We start from the raw sequence: 13,682 nt of genomic DNA, 5'->3' as shown, positions 1-13,682 counted from the left end.
ACATTGATATTGGCTTGCAGCCACAGTCTGATGGCTGCAGAAGATGTACCTACCGTTACCCAACAATCACCTCAGTTATCGGCGCTGACTCAGTGTCGCAATGAGCCGTCTCCCTTGGTTCGACTGGCTTGTTACGATCAGGCCAGCAGTCCGGTTGGCGTAACCGATGACCGAATGATGGGGCCGGGTTGGCGTCGTGCCATGGTGCAGGAAAAAGGGCGGGAGGCACATTCCCTGGCTTTTCTGACCCGCCAGTCCGCTGGCAACAATCCGACCGTGATTATCACCACGCCGGCGATAGGAATGCCGCCTCCGCGTCCGGTTCTGATGTTTAGCTGTATCGATAACATCACCCGCATGCAGGTGGCACTGGTTGCGCCGCAAAAGGAAGGCGAAGGCGCGCTCACCTTTGTTACCGACCGCACTAAATTCGATACCGAATGGTTTGTTCGCGAAGAGGGTTTCCTGCTGGAAGCCAGTCGCGGGCTGGCCGGTATTGATGAAATCAAACGACTGCTGGATGGAGAAACCTTGGCCATCAGCTCAAAACAAGGGGCGGCAGTGCGGCTGACCTTCAACATTTCCTCGCTGGCAGAGGCGATCAAGCCACTGCGCAGCGCTTGTCATTGGTGAAGTTGATATGAATGCTATCGCCCAACATCCCTGGCGGAATTTGCTGCTAGCCCCGTTAGCCGACGGGCGCGCAGCGCTGGCGCTCAAAGACGATAACCCGCGCTGGGAGTTTATCGACGGCGAAATGGTGAAGCTGGGTTCGCTTACCCACGCCAGTCTGAATATTGCTGAATTGCAGCAGCAGGCGATGACGCTGCTGTCCGAAGAAAGCAAAGACATGCGCTTACTGACCCACCTGTTGCGTACTTTGCAGCACGGTGGCGAACCGCAGAATATCTTGCTGGCGATGCAATTGCTTTGTGATTACGTCAGCCATTTTTGGGCCGAAGCCTGGCCGCACAATGGTTTGCATAAACGCCGTTTGGCGCAGCAGATCGTTAAACGTTTCGACTCCGCAGCCAGTCTTTTTAGCCAACGAGCCACCGGTGAACAACGGCTGGAAGCTTTAGGGCAACTGGCGCGATTGGCACAGTGTTGGCACGAAAGTGAGCCTCAATTGGCGAAAGAAGTGGATGAGCTGAGTTTCCCCTATCGCTATCAGCCAGAACCTCAGGTTGCGGATACACCGCAGACCAGCAGCCCGTCTTTATCCAGCGGCAGCGCGCCGGTTTCTTCTGTCGATGCGCCGGTTACGGAAGCGCCGATTGCCAGCGTCACGGTGGACAGTTCCAGCGATCGTGCGTGGCGGCAAACGCTGCTGAAAGTGGCGGATTTGCTGTGTGAACGCCATCCGGACAGCGACAGCGGCTACCGACTCCGACGCCACGCGGTCTTTAGCACTATCACCACGCCGCCTCAGTCTCAGAGCGATGGCCGCACGCCGCTGGCCGCCGTTTCAGCGGATCGCACCGCCAGCTATCAGGCTGCGTTACCGGCAGCCGATTTAGCGCTGTGGCAGCAAATCGAGCAAAGCCTGACGCTGGCTCCTTATTGGCTGGACGGGCATTTTCTGTCGGCGCAGGTGGCTGAACGTTTGGGTTATCCGCTGGTGGCGCAGGCGATTCAAAGCGAGCTTCGCGCTTTCCTGGCTCGCCTGCCTGCCCTGCGGGAACTGAGCTTTACCGATAAAACCCCGTTTCTCTCTGTGGAAACCGCCGCTTGGTTGCAACCGCAGGAAACGACGGTAACTACCGGTAGCGCCCGTGAGGATCAGAATGATATCTGGCAGTGCTATGAGCAACAGGGATTGGAAGCGGCTCTGGCTGCGGTTGATCAACAGCAACAGCAACAAACTGAACCTCGGGATCGTTTCTATAGCCAGTTGCTTAGTGCGCAATTATTGGAAAAGGCCGGGCTGGCGGCAATGGCGCAACAGCAGTATCAGAGCCTTTATTTGGCAGGGAAACAGTTGTCATTACCGGAGTGGGAGCCTTCGCTCTTTGCCGGGTTATCAGAAAAACAGCGGCGGCAGAACTCATGACAGCCACGATGCGACACAGGAATGTTAATCAATGAAAATGCCTTCAATACCCAAAATGCCAAAGATGCCTTCATTTTTACGTTTATTGAAGCCCATTATTCCGCGTTTTAAGTCTTCAATACCGATATTGCTGGGGCTGCTCTGGTGCATCGCTTTGGTAGTGATTTGGCTGTGGGGGCCACTGTGGCAAATGGGGGAACAGCATCCGCTAGAATCACAGCTGAGTCGTTGGCTGGTGACGGCTGTGCTGGTATTGGTTGCGGTGTGCTGGCTGACGTGGCGAGTTACGCGACGGCTGCAAGAATTAGAAAAACTCCAACTGGATCAACAGCAGCGGGAAGAAGATCCGGTGCAAATCGATTTGGATCGGCAGAACGGTTATCTGTCTCGCTGGTTGCAGCAGCTACAGCGCTATCTCAACACGCCACGCTATTTGTATCAGCTGCCGTGGTATCTGATGTTGGGTACCGAACAGAGCGGTAAAACTACGCTGCTGCGGGAAGGTTATAAACTGACGGAAATCTACAGCCCCGACGCCAGCAAAGGCGATGACGCCGCACAGCTACAGGTGCGCTGCTGGGCCGGTGAAAAAGCGGTGGTTGTCGATCCGACCGGAAAGCTTATCGAGCAACCGGATCAAGGAGCGGAAGGCAAACCTCAGCTTTATTCTCGCTTGTGGCAGGAACTGCTGGGCTGGCTGCAACATAACCGTAAGCGTCAACCGCTCAACGGCATCATCGTTACAGTCGATGTTTATCAGTTGCTGACCGCCAATAAAGATCGGCGGGAAAGTTATATCGACCATATGCGCCAGCGTCTGCACGATGTGCAAATGACGCTGCACAGCCAGATTCCAGTCTATTTGGTGCTGACCAAGCTGGATTTGCTGTACGGCTTTGAGGCGATGTATCAGTCGTTGGATAAAACCCAGCGCGAAGCGATTTTAGGCGTGACTTTCACTCTGAATACGCAGGATGAAGATCACTGGCGCAGCGAGTTGAATCAATTCTGGCAACAGTGGATGGCACAACTAAACAACGCCATGCCGGAGATGATGTTTAACGGTGTGGATAGCGATCAGCGCCCGCAGCTATTCAGTTTTACCCGTCAGATTCACGGTTTGCATGATTACGTGCTGCAAATGCTCGATCGTATGCTGTTTAGCGGCGATAGCAAACCGGCGCTGCTCCGCGGGGTTTATCTGACCTCGGCTCAGCAGCGTGGACAAATGGACGACCTGTTTACCCAATCGGCGGCGGTGCAGTATCACCTTGGGCCGCAGGCATTCCCGACCTGGCCGGTGGGTGACACTTCTTCTTATTTCGCCAAAGGATTATTTAATAATGTCCTGCTGGCCGAGCCAAATCTGGCCGGTGAAAGTCGCCAATGGCTGCGCAATTCTCGTCGCCGCATGATGGTATTCAGCGCCTGCGGAGCGGTGGCGATTGTCGGGTTGCTATTCGGTTGGCATCAGTATTATCAAAGTAACTATCGGGCCGGACAAGTGGTGTTGACTCAGGCTAAAACCTTCTTGGAAATTCCGCCTCCGCAAGGTGAAGACCAATATGGCAACCTACAGTTACCGCTGCTTGACCCGATTCGGCAGGCAACACTGGCCTACGGTAACTACCATGAGCGCAATAGCCTGTTAGCGGATCTGGGGTTGTATCAAGGCAGCAAAATTGGGCCTTACGTCGAAAATACCTATCTGCAATTGTTGGAGCAGCGCTTCTTGCCATCGCTGATGAGCGGGTTATTGGTTCAGCTAAAAGCTGCGCCGGCGGGCAGTGAGCAGAAACTGGAAATCCTGCGCGTGATGCGCATGTTGGAAGACGGCAGCGGTCGTAATAAAGGGCTGGTGGAGCAGTATATGCGTAACCGCTGGAGCGAGAAGTTTAACGGCCAGCGTAATCTGCAAAATCAGCTGATGGATCATCTGGATTACGCGTTGGAGCATACCGACTGGAAACGCAGCCGGGATAACGGCGATGTGCAGTCGATTCAGAATTTCGCGCCATATGTTCCGGCGGTAAAAGCCGCGCAGCAGGAACTCAGTAAACTGTCTCTGTATCAGCGGGTGTACCAAAACCTACGTATCAAAGGGCAGGATGTTTTACCGCCTGCGTTGAATCTACGCGATCAAATCGGTGCCAGCTTCGATGGCATTTTTGTAGCCAATAACGAAGATCTGCTGATGGTACCGCAGTTCCTGACGCGTCAGGGCTTGCAAAGCTACTTCGTAAAGCAAAATGACCAGTTGATCGATCTGACCAGTATGGATAGCTGGGTTTTGAGTTTGTCGAAAAACGTGGAATACAGCGATACCGATCGCAAAGAAATTCAGCGGCAGATTACCGAGCAGTATCTGGGCGATTACACCGCCGCATGGCGTGCGGCGATCAACAACCTGGAGATCCGTCAGTTTGAGGATCTGCCACAGGCGATCGCTGCCATTGAGCAAGTGATCAGCGGTGAACAGCCGATCCGTCGAGCGCTACAAACCCTGAGCAACAACACGCAATTACCTGCCGCCAGCGGCGAAGCTGATGCCAAAGATCTGCTGGAACAGCCAGATTACCGCCTGATGTCGCGGATTAACCGCGAGTTTGCGCCGGAAACTGCTGCGCTGATTGAACACGGTGATAAAGGCAGTACGTTGCAAAGCGTCTATCAAAAACTGACGGATTTGCATCGCTACATGCTGGCGATTCAGAACTCGCCGGTACCGGGGAAAGCGGCGTTGAAAGCGGTTCAGCTTCGGTTGGATCAAAATAACAGCGACCCGATTTTTGAAGTACAGCAATTGGCCAAAAACCTCCCAGAGCCGCTGAATCGTTGGGTGGGCGATCTGGCGGAGCAAGCCTGGCATGTTGTTATGATGGAAGCGATTCAATCGCTGGAAGTGGAATGGAACGACACGGTAGTGAAACAGTATCGCACCTATCTGGCGGGCCGCTATCCGTTTAATCCTGAATCGACACAGGATGTGCCGCTGAGCGAGTTTGAACGTTTCTTCGCGCCAAAAGGTGTGCTGGACAACTTCTATCAGCAAAACCTCAAACCTTTCGTCGAAAACAATCTGACCAATGGCAGCGACGGCGAGTTGCTGATCCGTGATGACGTCCTGCAACAGTTACAGGTAGCGCAGAAAATTCGTGAGACTTTCTTTAGCAGCCAGAACGGGTTAGGCACGCAGTTCGCTATTGAACCGGTGGCGCTGGCGGTCAATAAACGGCGCAGCGTGCTGAATCTAGACGGGCAATTGCTGGATTACGCCCACGGCCGCAGCAGTAAGGTGCATTTGGTGTGGCCTAACTCCATGCGCTCGGGTGTGGAAAGCAAAATCACTCTGGTGCCGGACGCTTCTGGTAAATCGCCGCGCAGCATCGCCTTTAGCGGCCCATGGGCACAGTTACGGCTGATTAACGCCGGTGAACTGACCAATGTACGGGAAGATTCCTTCGATGTGCGCTTTAACGTTGACGGCGGCCATATGACCTATCGCATTACCGTTGATGAGTCGGATAACCCCTTTGCTGGCGGACTGTTTAGTAAATTCAAATTACCGGACACGCTCTATTAATGAGTATGCCCGACGCGCGTCGTCGGGCTTTTTTTAAGGAAGAGTTTTAGTGAGCGACAATAAACAGGGATTGGTTATCCGCACCGGTGGCGATCCGCGCCAATGGCCGGAATTCACCGCGATCCGTGAAGAAATTAACAAAGCCAATCATCCCTCGCAGCCACAGGTTAATTGGCGGCTAATTGAGTCTTTAGCCTTAACGCTGTTTCGCAGTAACGGCGTCGATCTGCAAACCGGCGTGTATTACACCCTGGCGCGTACTCAACTGAATGGGCTGACAGGTTTCACCGAAGGCTGCGAGCTGTTGGCCAGCCTGATTGTCAGCGAATGGGATCGTCTGTGGCCGGAAAAACCGCTGGCACGTATTGAAATGCTGGAATGGTTCACCGCGCGACTGTGTCACTTGTTGCGTCAGCAGGTGTTCAGCAGTGAAGATTTACGACTGATTTATCGCGCCGAACGTGCCTTGCAGCTCATGATCGATAAGCTGCAGCAGGTGCAACTGAGCCGAGTGCCGCGCATCGAAAATATGTTGTATCTGATGCAAAACACCGCGAAAAAACTGGAGCGAGCCACTGAAGCCGCCGCGCCGTCCATCCAGGCCTATCAAATGCCGCCGTTGGTGTATCTGACCGCTTCGGATGATGCCCCGTCATCGCGGGAAGTGCCACCCGCGCCACCCCAGCCACAGCATGACGATTTGGAACATGCACGAGTGCAGGTGCGCTTTGTGCCGACCAAGCGTATGTCGGCGCTGCGAGGTTTCAATTTGGGCATTGGTTTTTCGCTATTGATCGCCGCAGGGGTCTATCTGATGCAAGTGCGGCCAATGGCGCAACAGCTGGCTGCTGTGGCCGCTGAGCCTGAAGGTTCAGCCTTACTGTGGCTACACCAGCCGGAGCTGGAGACCTATGGCGAGCAAATGGATCGGCTGGCTAAACGTTCTCCGCTGGAAGTGTTAGGTGGGCCAGATGCGCTAATGAAAACCGCCCAGCAGCTATGGCCTGCAGATGCCCGGCAAACCGGGGTCAGCCAACGCTGGCAGGAGCAACTGCAAGCCAGAATGGGCAGCAATCAGGATTCCGCTCATTACTATCAGGCCAAAATGGGCGTTCAGCAGCTTTCTGAAAAACTGTTAGAGCAGGAAAAACAGAAAGGCAGCCTGACCATTTCTTATTTAAAAACTGCGCTCTATCGCATTCAAAACAACCTTAACAGCGAAATCCCGCTGGAAGAGCTATTGCGCCAGTTCTCTGCGCAACGGGAGCAGAAGAAAGGCGTCTCGCCGGTATTGATCAAACAAATTGATGACCGCTTCGATGCCTTACTAAGCCGCTACCACCAACTGACGGTTCAAACTGAGCCAGCCCATTAACGCCGACGAGAAGGGATAACCATGTTTAGTCGTGATGAGAAAAAAGATAAAACCGGCGCAAGCGATGCATTAGGAGCCGCAGCCGTTGATGGCGTTTCCGGTCTGGCGGACGGCGCTGGCATGGTGGCCAGCGTCGCCGGTGGCAGCGTGGGGCGTGCGGCAGAGAAAGTATCCAAAGTGGCAGGAACCGCTAGCAAAGCCGTAGATACCGCGAAAAATGCCTCCGGTATGGCTTCGAAAGCGATGGATACCGCGAAAAATATGGCGGGCATGGCCTCAAAAGGCGTAGATGCGGCGAAAAATATCGGTGGAAGCGCCAGCGGAGCTTTGGATACTGCCCAAAATATCGTTGCTGGCCCAGCATCTAAAGCGATGAAAACCGTACAGGGTGCAGCATCACAAGCGACCGGCGCGATGAATAGCGCCAAAAATACCGTCGGGCGTGCGGCGGCGATGGCTGGCTCGGCAGCTGGCCTCAGCGGCGCAGCGGGTTTACTGGGCGGGATAAAACAGCCTTCGGGGCTGCAATTTACGCTAACCGCCGGTGGTTTGCCGGAGCAGACTTTCGTGGTGGTGGATTTCAGCCTGAGCGAAGGATTGTCATCACCTTTTATTTTACACGTTGGTCTGGCCAGCGCCGATCCTGCCATTGCGTTTGACGCGGTGCTAGACGAAGTGGCCACCCTGTTTATCTGGCGTGAAGGCGAGCTGCAACGCAGCATTACCGGTATGGTCTCCAGCTTTGAACAGGGCGATACCGGTTTTCGTCAGACGCGCTACAGCATGGTGATTCGCCCCGATTTTTGGCGTACTTCTCTACGTCATAACTCCCGTATTTTCCAGCAGCAATCCATTCAGACCATCGTTTCTTCGCTTCTGAAAGAGAACGGTATCAATGACTTCGCCTTCGCTTTGCGTAATCCGCACCCAGAACGCGAATTCTGCGTGCAGTATCAAGAGTCTGATTTCCATTTTATTCAGAGACTTACCGCCGAAGAAGGGATGTTTTACTACTTTGAATTCGCCAACGGTAAGAACACGCTGATTTTTGCCGATGATGTCGGCTCTCTACCGCCGGGAGCCGTTTTGCCTTACAACCCGACCAAAGCGGCGCAGGCCAAAGAACTCAGCATCAACACTTTTAAACGCAGCGCGCAGGTGCGGACTGCCAGCGTGCAGTTAAAGGATTACACCTTTAAAAATCCAAACTGGGCGGCGGAATTCAACGAACAGGCACGAGAGCTGGAAAATCAGCGTCCAGACTACGAGCACTTCGATTTTCCCGGTCGTTTTAAAGACGAACAGCACGGGCAGGATTTCACTCGCTATCGGTTGGAGGCCCTGCGTAATGATGCCAACCTTGGGCAGGGAGAAAGTAATGATTTCCGGCTGCAACCGGGTCAGCTCTTTACCCTGACTAGCCACCCTCGGGCCGATCTCAATCGTAAATGGCAGTTGGTCAGCATTCAGCATCACGGCAAGCAGATGCAGGCACTGGAACAGGAATCTGGCGATCAGGGGACGGTGCTGTTTAACAGCTTTAGCTTTATTCCGGCCAGTCAAAGCTGGCGGCCAACGCCGTTGCCAAAACCGGTAGTTGATGGCCCGCAAATCGCCATGGTAGTAGGGCCGCCGGGAGAGGAGATTTACTGCGATCAATACGGGCGAATTCGTCTGCAATTCTTGTGGGATCGCTATGGCAAATCCAACGATAACAGTTCCTGCTGGATTCGGGTAACGCAGCCGTGGGCCGGACAAGGTTGGGGGATGTTAGCCATTCCGCGTATTGGTCAGGAAGTGGTGGTGGATTTCCTTCATGGCGATCCGGATCAGCCTATCGTGACGGGGCGCACTTATCACGCCAATAACATCCCGCCGGGAACCCTGCCGGGCAGTAAAACCCAAATGGCGTTCCGATCCAAAACCCACAAAGGGGACGGTTTTAACGAACTGCGTTTCGAAGATGAGAAAAACAGTGAAGGGCTGTTTATGCATGCGCAGAAAGATATGACGACCAATGTGCTTAACGATCGGGTGACCACCGTGGTTCACGATCACACCGAAAGCGTCGGTCACGATCAGGTGATTTCTGTGCGTAACGATCGTCATAAAGAAGTTGCGGGTAACGAAGTGACTTCTATCACCAAGCAGCGCCGCATCATGGTTCAGGGTAGTAGCAGTCTGGAAGTCACCGGCAGCATCATGATCCAATCTTCGGCCGAGGGGATTCAGATCGGCACCGCCGGTGCCAGTATTACTTTGGATAATGCAGGCAATATCACCATTGAGGGCGCCAGTATTACGCTGAAAGGCAACCCGATAAACCTCAATTAACGAACATTCTTCACCAAATAATTATAAGCCACGGAGCGACTATATGACTCACCCTGCTTACCTAATCAATGAAGGCACTTTAGCCATTCCAGCCAACTGGCGCGATGAAACCATGAATGTGTTTATTGCCCCCGACGACAGCGGAATCAATTTAGTGGTAAGCCGTATGGCGGTTCCGGTCGGGCTGGATAACGAAAGTTACTACGCGCAGGTTATCGAGCAATTTCAAACCAGTCTGCCCGGTTATAAAGAGCGCAGCCTTACGACCGTCACGTTGAGCGAACAACCGGCTCGTTTGCTGGAATATTTTTGGAAAAGCCCCGAAGGGGAAATGCACCAAAGCGTGGTGATGCAGGTGCGTGGCACCAAGTTACTGACCTTCACCATCACCTCACCAAAAGTACTGGCGGAGAGCCAAAAAACAGCGTTGCTGGCGATTATTTATAGCTACCAGGCTGCGTAAAAGTGTGTAACGCGGGAGGCGTTTCATGTCGTTAACAGATGATATTGTGCAGCGAATTGCCCGAGTTGGGGCCATTCATGCCAGCCCCAAACCGGTCAGTTCCGGCGCGCCCGGACCGGCTGCGGCGCGATTGGGCGATCCTATCAAGCATGCCAGTTTTCTCGGTGCATTAGCCGGAGCCGTGGTTGGGGCACTCATTAGCGTAGCTATTTTTGCGGTGGCTGCTGCGGTGGTGGTGGGCACCGGTGGGTTGGCGACCGTGGCAGTACTGGCGTTAGGCACAGCTGGGACTTTTGCTATGGGAGGGATAATCAGTAAGGCCAGTTCGGCGGTCAGCGCGATGGTAGACAGCGTTGGCCCGACGGACGGCGTTCTACTCAGCGGCTCTGGCGATGTATTTATCGAAGGTAAAGCGGCTGCCCGTGCAACCGGCGATACCGCTATGTGTAGCAAACACAGCGCGCCGGCGACTATCGCCCAAGGCAGCGAAAGCGTTGCCATCAACGGTATGCCCTCGGCGCGGGTGGGGGACAAATTGACCTGCGGTCCAACCATTAAATCCGGCGCATCTACGGTATTTATCGGTTCCGGTCAGGGTGGCTATCTAGAAGTGGCCGAAGAATTTTCTATGCTGGAAAAAGCCATTCTGGTCGCCGTAGAATTCTTGGTTCCACCGAGTAAAGGTCTATTAACCGGCACAGCAAAACTGTTTACCAAAGCGGGGAGTAAAGCCGCAGCCAAAGGCGCAATCATGGGTGCTAAACAGGCTGCGAAAATATGCGCGGGTAAAACCTTATCTTGCGTAACTGCCGCATTTAAAAGTCATAAAGGCATAGCACGCTTTACTGAAGCGGGTAAGAAATTCGTCAAGGGTGACCCTATTGACGTGGTCACTGGTCAATTGGTCGAGCAGCGTACCGATCTGATGTTAGGCCAAACCTTGTCGCTGGCGTTTACCCGAACCTGGGCTGAGGGCTGTTTTGGGGTATTAGGGGCTAATTGGGCGGATAGCTTCAGCGAATACGCGGTTATCGATCCTGAAAATGACAGTATTGAGATTTTCACTCAGGAAGGCAGTTCTCTGAACTTTTCGCTACCGGATGGCTATGCGTTCAGTTTTAATCCGGATCACCCTGATTTCACTGTGACGCGCGGCAACAAGGGTGTCATCCTGACGGATCGCCGCAGCGGTATTCAGCGTCATTTCGCCTTAGTCGGGCAAAAGGATCGGAATAAATTTCTGCTTAGCGCTCATCAGGACATTAACGGCAATCATATCGATTTTTGTTATGACGAAAGGCAACAGCTCACACGCATTTGTCACAGCGACGGTTCGGAACTGACGCTGATCTGGAATGCGTCGCAGCAACTGACCGAAATTCGCCGCACCGACGAAGGTTTATATGATGTTCTGGCGAGTTATCGCTATCACGACAGCGGTTTTATGGCGGAAGCGGATAGCACCGAGTTCTACCATCTTTTCTATGAATATAACGCGCAGGGTTGGATCAGTCGCTGGCATGATAATGATCAAACCTGGACGGCATATCATTATGATGCGCAAGGACGTTGTACCGACAGCATAGGCGCAGACGGTTATTACCCGGTGCACTTTGACTATTTGCCGGGGCTGACGCGAGTCAGTAACCCGCAAGGAGCAACCACCGAGTTTTATTTTACTCCGATGAATCAGGTGACCGAGGTTCGTTCTCCCACCGGAAATATCACCCGATACGAGTACGACAGTTACGGCAATCTGTTGTCGCAGATCACTCCTTCAGGCCATCAAATTACCCTGAGCTACCTTAAAGATACCGGTCTGGTGACTTCATTTACTAACGCTATGGGCGCCTGCTGGCAATACAGTTATGACGATAGCCAAAGACTGTTCGGCATTACCGATCCGTTAGAGCGTACCTGGCTGCAACAGTATGATGAAAAAGGGAACCCCCAAAGTTTTACCGCACCAGACGGCAGCAGTATCACGTTGGAACGTAATGAATTTGGGTTGGTGACTACGCAAATTCACAGCGACGGTAGCCAGCGCAGAATGGAATACGATCATCACCAGCGTCTGTTCCGCATTTTCGATGAAGAACAGCGGGTGATGAATCTGCGTTACGACAGCCGGGATAATCTGCAAACTCTCAGCACCCCTGGCGGAGCCTTATGGCGCTGGCGCTATGACAGGCATCAACGGCTGGCGGTAAGCGATCGCCCGAACAACAGTCAGGAGCACTTTACCCACGATCGTCACGGTAATCTGACCCAATATCATGATGCCAACGGGGTTAGTTGGACGGTGGAATACGGCGCTTTTGACCTACCGATTTCCCGCCGCGACGGTGAAGGCCATATCTGGCGCTATCGCTACGATGCTGACACGCTACAACTGATAGCAGTGACTAATCCCCAAGGCGAATCCTACCGCTATATGTTGGATAGCGAAGGGCGGGTCATAGAGGAACGGGATTACGCCGATGCGGTGTGGTATTACCGCTACGATGCCGAGGGAAATTGTAGCCAGAAGCAGGATGCGCTAGGGAATATCACGCATTATAGCTACGACCCTTGCGGGCGCTTACTGACCCAGAGCAACCCGGAAGGAGCGACGCAGTATCAATACGATATGATGGGGCGTTTGCTGAGCGTTACCGCACCGGATAGTACTTTGCACTTTGAGTATGACGAACAGGATAGACCGATTCGCGAGATTCAGGTAGCCGGTGAAATTCTGCGTCGTTATCCGGATAACCAGACGTTGGAACGAGAAATTACCAGTGTTGGGCACGAGTCGGGCAGTTGGCTGACTCGTATTGGCGTAAACCGCACCGGTGAGCTTATTCAGCTGGAATTGCCAGCCGGACAAAGTTTACAGCTACAGCGGGATGCCGCGGGGCAGGAAGCGGGACGCGAAGCGGCGGCGGGTTTTATGCTGCGTCAGCAATACGACCTGATGGGGCAGGTTATCCATCAACGCGCAGGCCGCAATACGCGGGTATTCCGACAGGAAGAACTGAGTGACATTCCTCAGCCTACGTTGGCCGAACTGGATCGCGAATATCAGTATGACGCTGGTTTGCAGTTGGTTGCGATCAACGATGATGTTGAACGACTGAATTATGTTGTCAATGGCAACGGACAGGTGATTTCGGTCAGCGAACGTAATCAACTGCGCGAGCATTACCGTTATGACGCCAGCGGCTATCCACTACCCAGACGGGTGGGCGATCAACAGTGCGGCGCAGAGGATGAAATTTATCACCGCGGCCATCGTTTAAATCGTCTTGGTAATCAGCTTTATGAATATGACGCCGCTGGCCGAATGACGGCGCGCCGTACGCAACAGGAAGGCTTCCGACCGGAATACACGCGATTTATCTGGAATAGCCAGAACCAGCTGGTGGAATTGCGCAAACAAAATGGTGATAGCTGGCGCTACCGTTACGATGCCTTTGGGCGCCGTATCAGCAAAACCTGTGAACAGCAAGGCATCCGTGTGAGCTATTTATGGGACGGTGATGTTATTGCTGAAATTCGCGATTATCGACAGGGCGAGTTGCAAAAAATCCGACATTGGGTGTTTAATGGCTGGGAGCTGATAGCGCAACAGGAATGCCGAGTCAGTGAGGGCGAGGTAGGCGAAGTCGAAACTCACTACGCGGTCAGCGCCCCAACGGGGGAACCCCTCGCGCTCTTTAACCCCGCAGGAAAACGCGTCTGGCAACGCGCCAACCATTCGTTATATGGCGCAGCGCTGGCGAAAGTGCTCAACCACAGCCAGCCAGAACCCGGTTTAAAATTCGCCGGCCAGCTTCTGGATGAAGAATCGGGGCTGCACTACAACCGCTTCCGCTACTACGACCCGCAGGCC

At 53.6% G+C, this 13,682-nt stretch carries 7 protein-coding genes; all 7 read left to right on the top strand.

What is annotated here, in order from left to right:
- The first annotated feature begins 30 nt into the window (after positions 1-30).
- Complete coding sequence (gene vasI, locus DBA33_RS18700) at positions 31-633, top strand: type VI secretion system-associated protein VasI (protein WP_306423410.1); 603 nt, start codon at positions 31-33, stop codon at positions 631-633.
- A 7-nt stretch (positions 634-640) separates the two neighbouring features.
- Positions 641-2,053, top strand: coding sequence for a type VI secretion system protein TssA (gene tssA, locus DBA33_RS18695; RefSeq protein ID WP_120806960.1), 1,413 nt, complete (start codon positions 641-643; stop codon positions 2,051-2,053).
- Between the two features lie 37 nt (positions 2,054-2,090).
- Entirely contained in the window at positions 2,091-5,636 is a 3,546-nt protein-coding gene (tssM, locus tag DBA33_RS18690) for a type VI secretion system membrane subunit TssM (RefSeq protein WP_120806968.1), read from the top strand.
- A gap of 49 nt (positions 5,637-5,685) precedes the next feature.
- Positions 5,686-7,011, top strand: coding sequence for a VasL domain-containing protein (locus DBA33_RS18685; protein ID WP_064512398.1), 1,326 nt, complete (start codon positions 5,686-5,688; stop codon positions 7,009-7,011).
- Between the two features lie 453 nt (positions 7,012-7,464).
- On the top strand, positions 7,465-9,345 hold the full coding sequence (locus tag DBA33_RS18680; protein ID WP_064518188.1) for a type VI secretion system tip protein VgrG: 1,881 nt from the start codon (positions 7,465-7,467) through the stop codon (positions 9,343-9,345).
- Positions 9,346-9,388: 43 nt separating this feature from the next.
- Positions 9,389-9,808, top strand: coding sequence for a DUF1795 domain-containing protein (locus tag DBA33_RS18675; RefSeq protein ID WP_064512400.1), 420 nt, complete (start codon positions 9,389-9,391; stop codon positions 9,806-9,808).
- A 25-nt stretch (positions 9,809-9,833) separates the two neighbouring features.
- On the top strand, positions 9,834-13,682 hold a 3,849-nt coding region (locus tag DBA33_RS18670; protein ID WP_120806959.1), incomplete at its 3' end, for a PAAR domain-containing protein.

Origin of the sequence: Yersinia sp. IP36721 (assembly GCF_003634395.1) — a bacterium.
GTDB classification, from domain to species: domain Bacteria; phylum Pseudomonadota; class Gammaproteobacteria; order Enterobacterales; family Enterobacteriaceae; genus Yersinia; species Yersinia entomophaga.
Note: the sequence above shows the minus strand (reverse complement) of the source record. Positions and strands in the feature narration are given on the sequence as shown.

Bases quoted from the DNA above. Each gene is read 5' to 3' on its own strand.
- vasI (WP_306423410.1), top strand. From the start codon at position 31: ATGGCTGCAGAAGATGTACCTACCGTTACCCAACAATCACCTCAGTTA.
- tssA (WP_120806960.1), top strand. From the start codon at position 641: ATGAATGCTATCGCCCAACATCCCTGGCGGAATTTGCTGCTAGCCCCG.
- tssM (WP_120806968.1), top strand. From the start codon at position 2,091: ATGCCTTCAATACCCAAAATGCCAAAGATGCCTTCATTTTTACGTTTA.
- DBA33_RS18680 (WP_064518188.1), top strand. From the start codon at position 7,465: ATGGCTGGCTCGGCAGCTGGCCTCAGCGGCGCAGCGGGTTTACTGGGC.
- DBA33_RS18675 (WP_064512400.1), top strand. From the start codon at position 9,389: ATGACTCACCCTGCTTACCTAATCAATGAAGGCACTTTAGCCATTCCA.